The organism is Haladaptatus salinisoli (assembly GCF_020614375.1).
In the GTDB taxonomy this organism is placed as follows: Archaea; Halobacteriota; Halobacteria; order Halobacteriales; family Haladaptataceae; genus Haladaptatus; species Haladaptatus salinisoli.
In genome coordinates this window covers 1,945,422-1,960,267 of the sequence record NZ_CP085327.1, presented here as the reverse complement: position 1 = coordinate 1,960,267, position 14,846 = coordinate 1,945,422, and the positions used below count along the sequence as shown (strand labels likewise).

18 protein-coding genes are annotated in these 14,846 nt (G+C 66.2%); 8 read left to right on the top strand and 10 right to left on the bottom strand.

Annotated elements, in window-relative coordinates:
* Entirely contained in the window at positions 1-168 is a 168-nt protein-coding gene (locus tag LIX00_RS10675; protein ID WP_227353178.1) for a DUF1931 family protein, read from the bottom strand.
* Positions 169-340: 172 nt separating this feature from the next.
* Between LIX00_RS10675 and larB the strand changes: the two genes are divergently transcribed.
* On the top strand, positions 341-1,108 hold the full coding sequence (gene larB, locus LIX00_RS10670) for a nickel pincer cofactor biosynthesis protein LarB (RefSeq protein WP_227353177.1): 768 nt from the start codon (positions 341-343) through the stop codon (positions 1,106-1,108).
* Positions 1,109-1,198: 90 nt separating this feature from the next.
* On the top strand, positions 1,199-1,465 hold the full coding sequence (locus LIX00_RS10665) for a hypothetical protein (protein WP_227353176.1): 267 nt from the start codon (positions 1,199-1,201) through the stop codon (positions 1,463-1,465).
* Between the two features lie 2 nt (positions 1,466-1,467).
* Here the strand turns inward: LIX00_RS10665 and LIX00_RS10660 are convergent, their stop codons facing one another.
* The 4 genes from LIX00_RS10660 to LIX00_RS10645 form a co-directional block, all read right to left on the bottom strand.
* Positions 1,468-3,573 carry a heterodisulfide reductase-related iron-sulfur binding cluster gene (locus LIX00_RS10660; RefSeq protein ID WP_227353175.1) on the bottom strand — a complete coding sequence of 702 codons (2,106 nt, stop codon included), beginning with the start codon at positions 3,571-3,573 and terminating at the stop codon, positions 1,468-1,470.
* A gap of 86 nt (positions 3,574-3,659) precedes the next feature.
* Positions 3,660-4,367 (bottom strand): energy-coupling factor transporter transmembrane component T family protein, encoded by a 708-nt coding sequence (locus LIX00_RS10655; protein ID WP_227353174.1) that lies wholly within the window; start codon positions 4,365-4,367, stop codon positions 3,660-3,662.
* Positions 4,364-5,062 (bottom strand): energy-coupling factor ABC transporter ATP-binding protein, encoded by a 699-nt coding sequence (locus tag LIX00_RS10650; protein ID WP_227353173.1) that lies wholly within the window; start codon positions 5,060-5,062, stop codon positions 4,364-4,366. The genes LIX00_RS10655 and LIX00_RS10650 overlap by 4 nt, the downstream gene beginning before the upstream one ends.
* Positions 5,059-5,643 carry a biotin transporter BioY gene (locus tag LIX00_RS10645; RefSeq protein ID WP_227353172.1) on the bottom strand — a complete coding sequence of 195 codons (585 nt, stop codon included), beginning with the start codon at positions 5,641-5,643 and terminating at the stop codon, positions 5,059-5,061. The genes LIX00_RS10650 and LIX00_RS10645 overlap by 4 nt, the downstream gene beginning before the upstream one ends.
* Before the next feature lie 128 nt (positions 5,644-5,771).
* On the opposite strand from LIX00_RS10645, the gene LIX00_RS10640 reads away from it, so the two are divergent.
* Entirely contained in the window at positions 5,772-6,374 is a 603-nt protein-coding gene (locus tag LIX00_RS10640) for a conditioned medium-induced protein 4 (protein ID WP_227353171.1), read from the top strand.
* Positions 6,375-6,424: 50 nt separating this feature from the next.
* Here the strand turns inward: LIX00_RS10640 and LIX00_RS10635 are convergent, their stop codons facing one another.
* Entirely contained in the window at positions 6,425-7,816 is a 1,392-nt protein-coding gene (locus LIX00_RS10635; RefSeq protein WP_227353170.1) for a hemolysin family protein, read from the bottom strand.
* Positions 7,817-7,932: 116 nt separating this feature from the next.
* Between LIX00_RS10635 and LIX00_RS10630 the strand changes: the two genes are divergently transcribed.
* The 3 genes from LIX00_RS10630 to LIX00_RS10620 all read left to right on the top strand — a co-directional run bounded on the left by LIX00_RS10630 (position 7,933) and on the right by LIX00_RS10620 (position 9,469).
* Positions 7,933-8,208 (top strand): glutaredoxin family protein, encoded by a 276-nt coding sequence (locus tag LIX00_RS10630; protein ID WP_227353169.1) that lies wholly within the window; start codon positions 7,933-7,935, stop codon positions 8,206-8,208.
* Entirely contained in the window at positions 8,208-8,720 is a 513-nt protein-coding gene (locus LIX00_RS10625) for a redoxin domain-containing protein (RefSeq protein ID WP_227353168.1), read from the top strand. The genes LIX00_RS10630 and LIX00_RS10625 overlap by 1 nt, the downstream gene beginning before the upstream one ends.
* 158 nt (positions 8,721-8,878) lie before the next feature.
* The gene (locus LIX00_RS10620; protein ID WP_227353167.1) at positions 8,879-9,469 is read left to right on the top strand and encodes an L-threonylcarbamoyladenylate synthase; all 591 of its coding nucleotides are present in this window, start codon (positions 8,879-8,881) and stop codon (positions 9,467-9,469) included.
* Here LIX00_RS10620 and LIX00_RS10615 read toward each other — a convergent pair.
* Positions 9,452-10,102, bottom strand: a complete 651-nt coding sequence (locus tag LIX00_RS10615) for a CRISPR-associated protein Cas4 (protein ID WP_227353166.1) — start codon at positions 10,100-10,102, stop codon at positions 9,452-9,454. The two genes, LIX00_RS10620 and LIX00_RS10615, sit on opposite strands and share 18 nt — an antisense overlap.
* 81 nt (positions 10,103-10,183) lie before the next feature.
* Between LIX00_RS10615 and LIX00_RS10610 the strand changes: the two genes are divergently transcribed.
* Both LIX00_RS10610 and LIX00_RS10605 read left to right on the top strand, forming a co-directional pair.
* Complete coding sequence (locus tag LIX00_RS10610) at positions 10,184-10,795, top strand: Sjogren's syndrome/scleroderma autoantigen 1 family protein (RefSeq protein ID WP_227353165.1); 612 nt, start codon at positions 10,184-10,186, stop codon at positions 10,793-10,795.
* Between the two features lie 24 nt (positions 10,796-10,819).
* A complete protein-coding gene (locus LIX00_RS10605; protein ID WP_227353164.1) occupies positions 10,820-11,212 on the top strand; it encodes a universal stress protein in 393 nt (130 codons plus the stop codon).
* Here LIX00_RS10605 and LIX00_RS10600 read toward each other — a convergent pair.
* The 3 genes from LIX00_RS10600 to LIX00_RS10590 form a co-directional block, all read right to left on the bottom strand.
* A complete protein-coding gene (locus LIX00_RS10600) occupies positions 11,199-11,453 on the bottom strand; it encodes a hypothetical protein (RefSeq protein ID WP_227353163.1) in 255 nt (84 codons plus the stop codon). The genes LIX00_RS10605 and LIX00_RS10600 overlap by 14 nt on opposite strands.
* 179 nt (positions 11,454-11,632) lie before the next feature.
* Positions 11,633-13,999 carry a DEAD/DEAH box helicase gene (locus tag LIX00_RS10595; RefSeq protein WP_227353162.1) on the bottom strand — a complete coding sequence of 789 codons (2,367 nt, stop codon included), beginning with the start codon at positions 13,997-13,999 and terminating at the stop codon, positions 11,633-11,635.
* A gap of 269 nt (positions 14,000-14,268) precedes the next feature.
* The gene (locus tag LIX00_RS10590) at positions 14,269-14,844 is read right to left on the bottom strand and encodes a diacylglycerol/polyprenol kinase family protein (protein ID WP_227353161.1); all 576 of its coding nucleotides are present in this window, start codon (positions 14,842-14,844) and stop codon (positions 14,269-14,271) included.
* Between the last annotated feature and the right edge of the window lie 2 nt (positions 14,845-14,846).

Genomic DNA, 14,846 nt, shown 5'->3' with positions numbered 1-14,846 from the left:
TTACAGGTCGCGCGGCTGGACGGTCTTTCGGTCGTTTTCCTCGGCGCGGCGTGCGGCGTGCTCGAGGAGACCGGCGACTTCGTCGTCGAGGGCGTCGTAGAAGTCCGACGCAACGTTTTTGTCGTCGAGCGCTTCCTTCACAGCGGCTTTGACAATAAGGTCTGCCATACAACTTCGACGTTCCGCATCCCTATTAATAAAGCTTCCCAAATTATCCGGCGAACGGCCACGATTCGAAGACTCTCTCCTACTCTGTCGACATGGCCGAAGGATTTAAGTATAGAAGACTCGAGGGTCGTAAGGCGACAAACGGGAGTAGGAGCACTACAGAGGGTCAAATATGCGCGAATTACTCGAAGCAGTTGCGGAGGGCGAGGTGAGCGTCGCCGAGGCCGAGGCGAAACTGTCGGGATACGCGACCAGCGAGGCCGGGCGGTTCGACGCCGCCCGCGAGACTCGGCGGGGCGTGCCGGAGGCGATTCTTTGCGACGGGAAAACGCCGGACGAGGTGGCGACGCTCGCCGAGACCGCGGTGGAAACGACGGGCCGCGCGATGGTGACGCGCGCGGACGACGAGCGGACCGACGCGGTTCGCGCGCGCCTCGCGGATACCCGTCCGGACGCGGACGTGCGAACTCATGCGCGGGCGGGCGTGCTCGTCGCGCACGCGGCGGCGTTCGACCCGCCCGAACTCGACGCCACGGTCGGCGTCGTCAGCGCGGGTACGAGCGACGCGGTTCCCGCCGGGGAAGCCGCGGTCGTCGCCGAGGAGATGGGCGCGCGAGTCGAGGAGGTGCACGATGTGGGCGTCGCGTCGCTGGTGCGCGTGCTGGACGAGGTGGACGCCCTCCGCGCCGCGGACGTGCTCGTCGTCGCCGCCGGGCGCGAGGGCGCGCTTCCGACCGTCGTGGCCGGACTGGTGAACACCCCCGTCATCGGACTCCCGGTGTCGAACGGCTACGGCCACGCCGGCGCGGGCGAGGCGGCGCTCTCGGGGATGTTGCAGTCCTGTACCGTCCTCTCCGTGGTGAACATCGACGCCGGGTTCGTCGCGGGCGCGCAGGCCGGGTTGATAGCGCGGGCGATAGATTCGGCGACGACGGAGTAGCCGCGGTTCCAGAGGCGGGACGTACCGAAGGACGGTCGAGAACCGATTTCGACCGAACGATTATTTCGATTCGAATCCGATACGACGACGATGAACGCGCCGCTGGTCGGGTTCGCGCTGGTCTGCCTCGTCGCCCAGACCGTCGTACTGTCTGCCAACGTCAGGCGGGGAACGTCGCGGTTCGTCGTTCTTACGGAGGCGCTGTTCGCGCTTCTCTGGGTCGTCTTCGCCGGCGTGGAGCCACTCGGAATCGAGTCGGGGTATCCCTCGCTCTGGCTCGCTCTCGCGGTGCTCGTATCGCTCTCGGCGGTTAGCGTCCGCCGTCACCGGCGAAGCGCCAGGAACCGTGCGACGTGAAGCTACGCGGACACCTTGACCCGCTCGTCGACGCCCAACGCCTCGACCACGAGTTCGGCGACGTCCACGATTTCGATGTCGTCCTCGTAGTCGCCCGTCTTCCGCCCGTCCTCGTACATCGTCATGCACATCGGGCAGGCGACGACGAACTTCTCGACGGCGCTCGCGGCGTCGGTGTCCTCCAGCGCCTCCCGGAGGCGCTCCTCGCTCGGCTTGGGGTTCTCGTCGAAGTCCATCCAGAGGCCGCCCCCGCCGCCGCCGCAGCAGAACGAGTTGGCGCGGTTGCGCGGCATCTCGTCCAGCGTGCAGCCGGTGGCGCGGACGATTTCGCGCGGGGCCTCGTACTCGTCGTTGTAGCGCCCGAGGTGACACGGGTCGTGGTAGGTGACCGTGTAGTCGAGTTCGGTGCCCGAGAGACCCAACCGGCCCGCACGGAACAGCTCTTCGACCACTTGCGTGTAGTGGTAGACCGGGGCGTCGAACTCCTCGGCCAGTTCCGGATACTCGTTTTTGAACGTGTTGTAGCTGTGCGGGTCGGTACAGACGATTTTGTCGAACTCGCACTCCTCGAAGGCGGCGACGTTGTCCTCGACCAGCATCTCGTACAGCCCCTCCTCGCCGACCCGGCGCACGTCGTTCCCGTCGTTCTGCTCGTCCTCGTAGAGGATGCCGTAGGAGACGTCCGTCTCGTGGAGGATGGTCGCCAGCGAGCGCGCGACCCGGCGGTTGCGCTCGTCGTAGGACGGGTAGTCGCCTACGTACCAGAGGAACTCCACGTCCTCGTCGCGGGCGTCCGGAATCTCGAAGTCGAGTTCGTCGGTCCACTCCGGACGCTTGCGTCCGGGGTCGCCGAAGGTGTTCCCGTTCTGGAAGACGTTCATCATCGCGTCCTGCACGTTGGCGTCCATCTGGCCGGACTCGGTGAGCCGGCGGTTCATGTCCGTGAAGGAGGTGAGGTGTTCGATGTCCACCGGGCAGGCGTCCATGCAGGCCATGCAGGCCATGCAGGACTCCATCGTTCTGCTATCGATGACGCTGTCCCCGCCGTCGGCGATGATGGGTTTCTCGTCCGTGCGGCCCGCGTCGAGGTCTTCGCGGTACTGTTTCAGGTCGAGAATCACGTTGCGGGGGTCGAGCGGGCGGTCGGACGCCTTCGCGGGACAGACCGCCGAGCAGCGACCGCACTTCGTGCAGGCGTCCTGGTCGAGCAACTGTCGCCACGAGAAGGAGTCGATGTCCGTCGCGCCGATCTCCTCGGGGCCGGCGTCCGACGGGACGCCCGGCAGGCGTTTGCCCGCCTTCTCGTCGTGGGTGACGACGTTGGCGAACGACGAGAGCATGTGGAACGGTTTGGCGTAGGGGATCGCGGCGACGAAGACGAGCGCCGGAATCGCGTGCGCCCACCAGACGACCGGATACCAAGCGACGGCCGCCCCCTGAGAGACGCCGGCTAGCCGCAACACGTCGGCGACGAACCAGCCGACGAAGCTGACGCTCTCGAAGGTCGGGAAGTCGGTGCCGAGGATGCGCACGCCCTCGGTGACGTAGCCGCCGACGCCGAGCAGGAAGAGCGTCCAGATGAACAGGTCGTCCTCCAGGCTCGTGTGCCGCCCCCAGAGGCGGTGGTTGCGCACCCAGTAGCGCCGGTAGATGGCCATCCCGACGCCGACGACGAACAGCAGGCCCATCGCGTCCATCACGAGCGAGTAGGAGAGGTAGAACGCGTCGCGGAAGAACGACTCTCGTCCGAGACCCTTCGTCCACAGGTCCATGTCGATCATCAGGATGGTCGTCCCGATGAGCAGGGTCAGAAAGCCCCACATGATGAACGAGTGCATCAACCCGCCGTAGAGGTCGCGGTTGAACTGCTTCTCGTTCGAGACCACGACCTTCGCCGCGCGGGAGATGCGTCCCGGAAGGTCGTTCAGCCGGTCGAACCAGTCCTCGTCGCCCCGCGTATACCGCGAGAAGCGGTCGTAGACGCCGTAAGCGAAGATGAGGACGGCCACCGCGGCGAGGTAGTAAAACACGGCCTCACCGAGAAGCCCGATCTTCCAAAACGTCGGGCGCGTGGTACCCGTCGCTTGCGCGAGCGCGAAATTTTCCATGTTTTATCAGGTGGGGACGACCCGCTTAAATCTTACCCCCCGCCGTCGCCGCGCCGTCTTGCGAGAATAGAAAACTAGTTTCGAGTTTACAACAGCGCCGACGCGACCAGCGCGACCGACAGACAAACGACCGGCGCGTCCCGAAGCGAAATCGATAGCGGGGGAAGGGTCGGGTTCCACGCGAAGCAACGAGCCCGGAGCGCGAGCGAGAACCCGTCCGCGCGCTCGAACGCTCGCACCAGCCCGGCGGCTCCGACGAGACGCATCCGCTCCGCGAGCGGTCGTCTCGCACCGAGGCGCGCCGACATCGCCTCCCGAATCGCCCGCAGGTCGGCTTGCAAGACGGGCAGGAACCGGAAGACGAACGCGACGCCCATCCCCAAGAACTGTCCCGGTCGCCCCGGAACGAGCCACTGGATGGCCGCCCGCGACTCCCGTACCGGCGTCGTCCGGACGTAGGCCGCGCTGACGCAGAGCACGAGGAAGACGCGATAACTCGCCAGCGCGGGCGCGACCGCCTCTTCCGGAACCACCCACGGGGGGCCGAGCGACAGCGCGGCGAACAGCGGGCCGCCGAGCAGGAACGGGAGGACGTGCCGAAACTCCCGGACGACCCAGAGCGGCGACGTGGCCGCCCCGGCGAGCACCAGCGCGACCAGCGCCGTCGACGTCGCGAGTTCGCGAGGCGTCGCGTACGCGAAGACGGCGACCGCGAACGCGGCCTGAAAGAGCAGCTTCGTCCGCGGGTCGAGGCGTTCGGCGAACGACTCGGCGGGGCGATACGCGAGCGTCACGGGACGCGAACCCCGAGTTCGGCGAGACCGGCTTCGACCTCGCCGGGTGGACCGTCCGCCGCGACCCGGCCGTCGGAGAGCGCGACCACCCTGTCCGCGAGCGACCACGCGTCCCGGAGGTCGTGCGTGACGACGACGACGCCGGTTCCGGCGTCGGAGAGGCGTTCGAGGTGCGCGACGACCGACTCGCGCGCTCGGGCGTCGAGTCCGGTGAACGGTTCGTCCAGCACGAGGTGGTTCGGCTCCATCGCCAGCGCTCCCGCGATGGCGACGCGCTGTTGCTGGCCGCCGGAGAGGGCGTCGATTCGGTCGTCGCGGCGCTCCGCCATCCCGACCGCCGAGAGCGCGGTTTCGACCCGGCGGTCAATCTCGCCGTGCGAGAGACCGAGGTTCTCGGGGCCGAAGGCCACGTCCCCGCCGACGGTCGCCGCGACGAAGGTGTCGCGCGGGTGTTGGAACACCATGGCCACGCGCGTTCGCGCGGCCACGAGGTCGTCCGCGACCGGCACGTCGTCCACCAGCACCTCCCCCTCGTCCGGCGCGAGCAGTCCGTTGAAGTGCCGGACGAGCGTCGTCTTCCCGCTCCCGTTCGGCCCGGTGAGGACGACGAACTGTCCGTCGGGAATCGAGAGGCTCACCCCGTCGAGCGCCGCCGTCCCGTCGAAGCGGTGGACGAGGTTCCGCGTCGCTATCATTCGGCGGCGATGCGGTCGCTCTGGACGATACCGACCGCGGCGGCGATTTTGAACGCCTCGAAGGGGACGAACGCCAGCGCCGAGAGCGCGAAGGCTTCGGCGAGCGCGTAGTCGCCGACGAGCGAGAAGCCGACGGTTCCGGAGGCGTAGATGACGACGGTGCCGGCGAGCGTCCCCGCGACGAGACGGGGGACGCCCGCCGTCTTCGGGTCGCGGAGCGTCAGACCGCCGTGGACTATCGCGCCGACGACGAACGCGGCGGCCGGATACGAGACCAGGTAGCCGCCGGTCAGCCCCACCAGTTCGGCCAGTCCCGCGGAACCGCCCGCGAAGACAGGCGCGCCGACCGCGCCCGCGACGAGGTAGAGGACGAGCGACGCGCTCCCCCACAGCGGGCCGAGGAAGATTCCGGCGAGGAAGACGCCCAGCACCTGCAAGGTGACCGGAATGGCGGGAGCGAGGGGATTCGGAAACGACACCTGCGCGAACGCGCCGACGACGGCCGCGAACAGCGCCGTGCGAGCGACGTTGCCGACGGTCTGTTCGCCGACGAGTTCGACCGATCCGGTTTCGGTTGCCATGGCGAAGCGTCGCTCGTCAACCAGTATGATAGCTTCGGTTGACGACCTTGGTTCGTCGAATCATCGCATGGAAAATTTTAGCGCCCGCCCAACAGGTTTTTATACGATTCAGGCGTCACAAACGCGCCATGGACAAGAAGACGGAGGAACTTCGGGACATCTTCATGGACGTGACGGACGAAGCGACGGTTACGGAAGAGCAGGAGGAGACGCACGGGTCGCTCGGTTCGGAGGAGAAGGTGGGCGAGCGACTGCGCGAGGTCGTCGAGGAGATGCGCGAGCGGTACGCCTTCGACACGGCGCTCTCCGACGAGGAGTTGGTGACGGTCGTCCGACGGTTCTACGCCGGGAACGACGACGAGGAGATCGCCGACGAACTCGGCGGTGGGGCGGACGAGCAGACCGTCGCGCGGGCGCGCATCGACCTCCACCTCTTCCGCGAATCGGACGACGACGCCCCGTTCGACGTGGCCGAGTTCCGCTCGCTCCTCGCGGACGATACGCCGACCGCCGAGTGCGCCGCGGAACTCGGCGTCGGCGAGTCGACCGTCCGGCGCTACCGGCGAATCGCCGAGGCGAAGGACGCGGCGCGGACGGTCAACCGACAGTACACCAACGAGTTCGAGAACATCCTCCAAGACCGTGAGATATCCGACCAGATGACGCGGGACATCCAGAAGGACGGGTTGGACGACGCGACCGAGGGGATGGAAACGAACGTTTCCTTCTGACGACGCGGAACAGAAACGCGAACGACGCACCGAACCGGCGGACGAAACCGCTATTCGACGCCCGATTCGACGCCCTCTTCCACCGCGCTCGCCTCCGCCTGGGCGTCGCTCAGGCGGGTGATGCGTGCTTTCATGATGCGGGTGTTCTCGACCTGTTCGACGTGGAGGCGAACCCCGTCGTAGTCGATGTTCTCGCCCTCCTCCACGAGGCGGCCAGCGCGGTTGAAGATGAATCCCGCGATGGTCTCGAACTCCTCGCCCTCGGGGAGTTCGATGTCCATCGCCTCGTTCACCTCGTCGATGTTGAGTTCGCCGCGGACGATGACCGTGTCGTCGTCGACGTACTCTATCGGCTCCTCTTCCTCGCCTTCGAGGATGTCGCCGACGATCTCCTCGACCATGTCCTCCATGGTGATGAGCCCCTCCGTCGTCCCGAACTCGTCGATGACGATGACCATCTGCATGCGGTTCTCCCGCATCTCGGTGAGCAGTTCGTCCACGTTCTTGCTCTCGGGGACGTGGAGCGTGGGCTGAATCAGGTCGCCGAGTTTGAGACCGTCGCCTCCCTCGCCGTAGTCCTTCTCGCGCACGAGGTCGCGGACGGTGACGATGCCGATGACGTTGTCCAGACTCCCCTCGTACACCGGCACGCGCTCGTGACCGGCTTGCACGAGCGTCTCGATGGCCTCGTCGATGTCCGCGTCTTGAGGTACGGCGGTCATATCGAGGCGGGGGGTCATCACCTCCTTGGCGATGGTGTTGTTGAACCTGAAGATGCGCTGGAGCATCTCGCGTTCGTCCTCCTCGATGACGCCCTCGCGCTCGCCCGTCTCTATCATGTCCTGAATCTCGTCGCGCGTGACGTAGGACGTCTCGATGGCCGAGCGTCCGCCCGTGACGCGGTTGACGAGACGCGTGAGATAATCGAACGTGATGACCAGCGGGAGGAGGAGGTACTCGGAGTACTTGAGCGGTCGAGCGACTTTGAGCGCCCACGACTCGGTGTTCTCGACCGCGTACGATTTCGGCGCGCTCTCGCCGAACAGCAGGACGAGCGCCGTGATGCCGAACGTGGCGATGGCGACGGCCTGTCCCTGGTTGCCGAGGAAGTACGCGAGCAGACCGGTCGCGATCGATGACATGGCGATGTTGACGATGTTGTTGCCGACGAGGATGGTCACCAGTAGGCGGTGCGGGTCGCTCTTGAGCGCAGCGACCGTCTTCGAACCCTCCACGTCGTCTTCGACCAGCGCTTCCACTCGGTGCTTCGCGAGCGAGAACATCGCGATCTCGGAGGAAGAGAAGAACGCCGATAGCCCGAGCAGGATGACGATTGCCGCGATGCCGCCCCACTGGATGAGCGCGTCGGTGATCGTGATACCGAACGCGCTATCCAGCGGCGCGGTCTGCGCGAGGATGACCGGTTTCGGAGAGAGTGCCATTCAGTAACCCACCTTGAGCGTCAACGGGATTAACTCTTTATTCTTTTGCCGAACCCAAAAAAGGTGGAACTACCGCGAACGAAGCCCTTACGGGCGTTTCGCCCCAAACCCCGTCCATGAGCGCCGAAACGACAGAGCCGGCCATCACGCTGTATCGGTTGCAGGCGTGTCCGTACTGCGAGCGCGTGGTTCGGAAGCTACAGGAGTACGACCTCCCGTATCGGTCTCGGTTCGTCGAACCCATGCACTCGGACCGGAACGTCGTCAAGCGAATCAGCGGGAAGCGGACCGTCCCCGCCATCGTGGACGAGGAGACGGGCGTGACGATGAGCGAGAGCGCGAACATCGTGGAGTACCTCGACGACACCTACGGACGGAGAGGTGACGAGTGATGCCCGAGTTCGACGTGGTCGAGCTGGGGCCGGCGAACCACCCCGAAGTCGGGGAGACCGCACCCGACTTCACGCGACCGCTCGTCAACGACGAGTTCTGGGAGGACGCGTCGCTCTCCGACGTGACGGCCGACGGGCCGACCCTCCTCGTCTTTCACAGCATGGACGGCGCGTTCCCGGCGACCTACGTCTGGAACGAACTACGGGAGCGCGCGTGGGACGACGACCGCGACCTGCGCATCGTCGGCCTCTCCATCTCGACGCCCTACGAGCACAAGACGCTCGTCGAGGAGCGCGGGATGGACTACCGACTCTTCAGCGACCCGGCGAACGAAGTCGCCGAGGAGTACGGCATCAGCCACGACCTCGACGGGATGGCGGGCATCAGCGAACCGCGCCCCGCGGTCTTCCTGTTGGACGAAGACCGAACTATCGAATTCGCGTGGGTGGCGACGGAGTGGCCGGAGTTCCCGGACTACGACGAGATAGAACGCGCCATCGAGGAGCGATAACCCCGGTCGACCCCAACCGGAGCGGTCGTCGCGGCGGTCGGAGCACCACAGCGGTCGTCTCGCACGCACCACATTTTCTCCGTCGAGCGGAAGGCGAACGAGCCTCGGCCCGCTGCGAGGACGCTACGCTTTTTTCGCAGGCCGATCGAAGGGAGGGTATGGACGACATAGAACGGGCAGTGACGGCCATCCGAGACGGGAAACTCGTCGTCTACCCCACCGAGACGGTGTACGGTCTCGGAGCCGACGCGCTCGACCCCGACGCCATCGGGCGGGTGTTCGACGCGAAACGACGGGCGCGCGAGAAACCCATCTCGCTCGCGGTTCCCGACGTCGAGTCGGCGCTGTCGCTCGTCCGACCGACGGAGCGGGAGCGGGAGTTCATGCGGGAGTTTCTGCCCGGCCCCGCGACCGTCCTCTGCGAGAAGCGCGACGCGGTTCCCGACGCGCTCACCGCCGGCCGGACGCGCGTCGGCGTCCGAATTCCCGACCAGCCGCTAGCGTTGGAACTCCTCCGGCGCGTCGCGCCGACGCCGGTCACCAGCACGAGCGCGAACGTGAGCGGACGAGCGAGCGCGACGCGCGAGGACGACCTCGACGCGGAGATTCGGGACGCCGCGACCGTCGTCCTCGACGGAGGGGAGACGGGCGGGACGGCGAGCACCGTCGTGAACGTCGAACGCGGCGAGATACTCCGTCGGGGGGCGAACGCGGACGCGATAGCGGCGTGGCTAGCCGTCGAGGAGTGATCGGAGGGTGCGGGTTTTCACGCCGCACTCGGTCCGATACTCGCAGGCGTCGCACTTCGACTCGTTTTTCGACCGCGGCGGCGGCCCGTCGATGGCGCGAGCGGTGCGGAGGGTTCGGCGATACGCGGCTTTCCGCCGGACGGACAGCCGAATCTCGCGAACGACGCCGTACGCGGGATACTCCACGAACGCGCGGTCGACCGTTCGTCCGCATTCCCACGAGAGCACCTTCGCGGCGGCGACGGTTCGAACGCTCTGCGGTTCCCAGACGCCCGTTTCCGGCGGCGTTCCGGTGAACACCATCGACGGGACGGGCGTTTCGAGGTCGAGCACCTTGTGAACGACGCCGCGACAGTCCTTCCCCTCGACCAGTCGTTCGCGGTCGGTCGGAGTGACGAGTTCCGACCACGCGTCCAGTTCGGCGGCGCGGTCGAGGTTCGACCGGAACCGCTCGGGCGAGACGGCGAGTGGGCGGGAGGCGAGGTCGGCGTCGCGGAGCGAGTTGTACTCGAACGCGAGTCGCCGGCGGTCGGCGACGAGGTCGGGTATCTCGACGTCGTCCGCGCGCCGATAGTAGAGCTTTCGGGGGCAGTAGGCGGCGGTTTCGAGTTCGCTGAACGGTATCTTCGACACGGCGATTCTGGTCGCGGGTTCGTACATAAATCTCCGGGAGCGAGGGAAAGCGGCAAGAGTCTGGACAGTCTCTGGTCGCACATGAGCGACTTCGATAAGGAAGCCGAGCGGGAGAAACTCCGCCAGCAGTACGAGCGGGACAAGGAGGAGCGAAAATCCACACAGCGGATGAGCGAACTGCTGTTGCAGGGGGCGACGATGACGGGGAAACACTGCGACAACTGCGGCGACCCCATCTTCCGCCAGAACGGAACCGAGTTCTGCCCGACGTGTCGAGGGGAAGCCGCCGGGGAAGCGAGTTCCGAGGGGACGACTTCCGAGGCAGCGACCGAAATCGAGGTCGAACGGACCGAATCCGAGCCGGAACCGAGCACGCGGTCGGACGAACCCGAGCAGCCGTCGGAGCAGGCACCACGGCCGCGTCAACCGGGACACGCGCCGCCGAGTCGGACGGAAGCGTCGCGAGAACGAGGACGAGAAGCGCGTCGGTCGGAGCCGCGGACGGACGCCGATCGGGGAGAAAGCGGCGATGCGAGCGATCTCACCGAAGCCCGGAACGCGCTCCGGCGGAAGCTGACGCGGCTCGCGCACGAGGCGGAGCGGACGGACGACGTGGGGTACGCTCGCGAGCTACTGGCTGCGACGCGCGAAGCGGCGGAGGCGCTGGCCGCGCTCGACCGGGCCAAACGTTAAGCCCGAACCTGCCGACTTCAGGTTATGGACGTGCTCGTGCCCATCGACGGCTCCGAATGTAGCTTTCGCGCGCTTCAGTTCGCCGCGAACTTCGCCCGGAACTTCGGTGCCACGCTTCACGTCGTTCACTTCTCCGACGAAGCGACCGACGCCACCGACGAAATCCTCTCGCGCGCCCGCAGCGTGCTCGACGCGGAGGACGTCGACGCGGAACTGCGGCTCTCGGAGGACGTACAACTGGAGTTCAGACCGGGAGATCGCGTCGGGGAGAACGTCTTGGAACTGGTGGAAGAGAACGACTACGACCACGTCATCATGGGCCACCACGGGTCGGGAGCCATCGAACGGGCGATACTCGGGAGCGCCGCCGAAACCATCGTACGCGCCGAAGCGGTTCCGGTGACTATCGTTCCCTGAGGGAGGACGGCCGTCGGCGAGAGACGGTAGCAGCATCGATCGGAGATTCGAGCCAGTCGAGGGCGTATCCCAAATCCGGGTCGAACTCCGGGGGGAAGCGACCGTCCGAAACGTCGTGCTGGGGTTCGCCGTACAGTTCCTGTTCGCTCGCTCGTCCGCGCGTTTCGTGCTGTGGCTCTCCGTACAACCTCTCGACGCGCCGCCCATCGTCGTCGTCTCTCGACTGCGGTGGGGTCAGCATGGGTTTTAACTCTCGCTCGGGTAAACGAATCGAGAGCATTTAACGTGGATTGACCGTTCAATCCGTTTCGACTATCGCAACTTACCCGTTCTCGGCACGAACGAGCGGTGGTAAGCCGAGCGGACTGTACGTACAGATGTGCGGGTTGTGCTCCGATACTGTCCCCCAGTAACCACCGATTACGGGTCGTACTCGCCCGAGACGACCTCGCGGATACGGTCGGCGGTCACCTCGCCGACACCCTCGGCCTCCATAAGTTCGTCTTTCGACGCCGTCATGACGGCTTGAACCGTCCCGAACGTCCGTAGCAGCGACCGGGCGGTTACGGGGCCGATGTCCGCGATGGAGGCCACGACGTACTCCTGTTGTTCCGGGAGCGTCTTCGCGTGCTTGTCGCCGTGAACCGAAACCTCCCGCTCGCTCACCTCCTGTTCCCGCGTCGCGACGACTTCGAGCAAATCCGCGGTGTCGTCCTCGTCCTCGGTTCGGAGGACGCTCGCGCCGAAATCGACCGCCAGCGAGGCGACCGCGCCGCGGATCGCGTTGGGGTGTACGTTCCGTTGTTCGTACAGTCCGTCGCCCTCGATGATGACGACGGGACGGGCGTAGTGGCGGTTCATGTCGCCCACCTGCTCGAACACCGACCGGTCGCCGCCGACGAGCGTGTCGAGGAAGTCGCTCACTGACTTTCGTTCCACGACGACCCGGTCGCTCAGCACGTAGTCGCCGACCGCCAGCGTTTCCAGTCGCACGTCCACGCCGTCGCGGGCGGAGAGGTCGCGGGCGATGTTCGCGTCGAGTTCGCGCTGGTCGGCGACGATCTCGACGGTATCGCCGTCCTCGCCGCCCTCGCGCCGCCGGGCGGTCGCTATCGTGCCGTCCAACTCGTCCGCGCCGCGGCCTTCCGTCTCGAACTCCTGCAAGCCCTGATTCACCTCGGCAGTTCGGCCGTCGCCGCCGAAATCGCCGAGCGTCTGCTGCGATTCGTCGAGTTCCTCCTCGACCTCCGCGGCGACGCCTTTCAGTTTCCGGAGTTCCTCTTCCATCTCGTCCTCCCGACGCTTCGAAATCCAAAAGTACGCCTCGTCGCGGGTGTCCTCGGCGAGCAGGACGACGACCTGCCCCTGCGCCTGCCGACCGGTTCGACCCTTGCGCTGAATCGATCGCACCGCCGTCGGCACGGGTTCGTAGAAGAGCACCAGGTCGACCTCGGGCACGTCCAACCCTTCCTCGGCGACGGAGGTGGACACCAGCACCTCGAACTCGCCGGCCCGGAAGTCGTCCAGCACTTCCTGCTGTTCGTTCTGCGTCATTCCGTCGCTCCCCTCCTTGTCGCCCTGCCCGACGAACCGCCGGGCGTCGAAGTGCTGGCCGAAAAACTCGGTCAGCGTCTCCGCCGTGTCGCGCGATTCGGTGAAGACGATGATTCGCTGCCCGCCGTCCACGAGCGTCTGTGCGACGAAGGTGTGCGCCTTGCGGAACTTGGGGTGGCGGTCGTCGTACCGCACCGCTTTCCGCATCGCCTCCTGCACTTTCGGTTCGGAGACCATCCGCTGGCTCGCCTTCGACGCGCCCGACGAGCGGGCGGAGTTGCGCTGGCGCTCGAAGTAGCGGCGGAGGGATTCGACGCTCTGCGTCTCCGCGAGTTCGACCGCCCGGCGGAGTTTCATCACCTCCGCGTGGGCTGACATGCCCTTGTACCCCTCCGACTGGTCGTTGTCGATGAGCTTCTGCAACTCGCCCCGAACCTTGTTCAAATCCTTCTGGGAGATGTCCGGCCGCGTCGTGTTGACGACGCCGAGTTGCTTCAGGCGCTCCAGTCGGTCGGAGATGACCTCGTTCAGCGCGTCCCGAATCTCGATGATCTCGTCAGGGAGTTGGACGCGAACCCACTCGACCTCGGTGTCGTGGGTGTAGGTCGAAACGTCGCTGTCCTCCTCGGTCATCACCTCCACCTCACGGAGACCGAGGTTCTCGCACACCTCTAGAATCGACTCCTTGTCGCCGCCCGGCGAGGCGCTCATCCCGGTGACGAGCGGCGTGCGCGCGTCAGCGTGGTACCGCTCGGCGATGTAGTTGTAGGCGTAGTCGCCGGTCGCGCGGTGGCACTCGTCGAACGTGACGTGCGTGACGGGAGCGAGGTCGATGCGTCCGCCCACTAGGTCGTTCTCCACGACCTGCGGGGTGGCGATGATCACGGTCGCCGACTCCCACAGCTCCGAGCGCTCCGCCGGGCGCACCTCTCCGGTGAACACGACGATATCCTCGTCCGGAACCGAGAGCGCCTCCCGGTAGAAGTCGGCGTGCTGGTTGACCAGCGGTTTCGTCGGCGCGAGCAGGAGCGACTTGCCGCCGACCTCGTTCAGCCGCTCCGCCGTGACCAGCAGACTGACCGTCGTCTTTCCCAGCCCCGTCGGGAGACAGACGAGGGTGTGGTGGTTTCGTGCGGTGCCGGCGAGTTGAATCTGGTAGAGTCGCCGCTCGATGAACTGCGGCGCGAGATACGGATGTTCCACGTAGTTCGGTTCAGCGTCCGTGGTCGCCATTCGTCGTAGCGTTTCGTCGTCATCCGGTTAAAGGATTCGCGTGGCGGGGTGAAAGTGGTCGGCGGAGGTTTTTATCGAAAGACGAACCAGCCCCGACGAATCGAATGCCGAGAATCGTATCAAGGTTCGTCCGGTGGCTGCTCGCGTGGTTCGCTCTTCGGCGGAGACGCTCGTCGGTTCGGCGGACGGCCGAAAAGGCGCAGAGAAAGCGACGCCGCGCCACCCCCGGCGACACCGGCCCCCGAACGCCGACGTACGGATACGGATAGTCAGACGAGCGTCGGCGCGTACTGCAACCCGAGGAAGATAGCCACCGCCGCGCCGATGGGAATCGTGAGATTGTCGTCGATGACGTAGCCCGCGACGACCGGCTTGACGCCGTCCGCGAGCGTCGCGGCCAGCGCGCCGAGGACGGCGGCCGGAAGCGGCAGGTCGAGCAGCGACGCGATGACGAGACAAACCGCGAACGTCACGAGGAGCGTGTGGACGGCCTTGATGCCGAGTTCGCCCGAGCCGAGCAGACCGCTGATTGGGTCGGCGATGGTCAGCATGAGCAGCGCCGGAATCGCCACTCGCGGCTGGAACGCCCACGCGGTCACGGTCATCCCGAAGAAGTAGAGCGCGTACCCTGCGAGGTTGTTCTGCTCGTACGAGCGCGTGAGTTCGTCGTAAATCCGCCAGTCGAGACCGACCAGCAGGCGGACTATCTCCAGCACAAGCGCGACGGCCGAGCCGAGCACGAGCATCAAGCGCAACTGCTGCCACGTCAGCAAGTCCAGCAGGTAGAGCGCCGGCACTCCGGTTCCGCTGACGTGCACCAGTCGGCGCTTGATTTCGCTCGCCACGG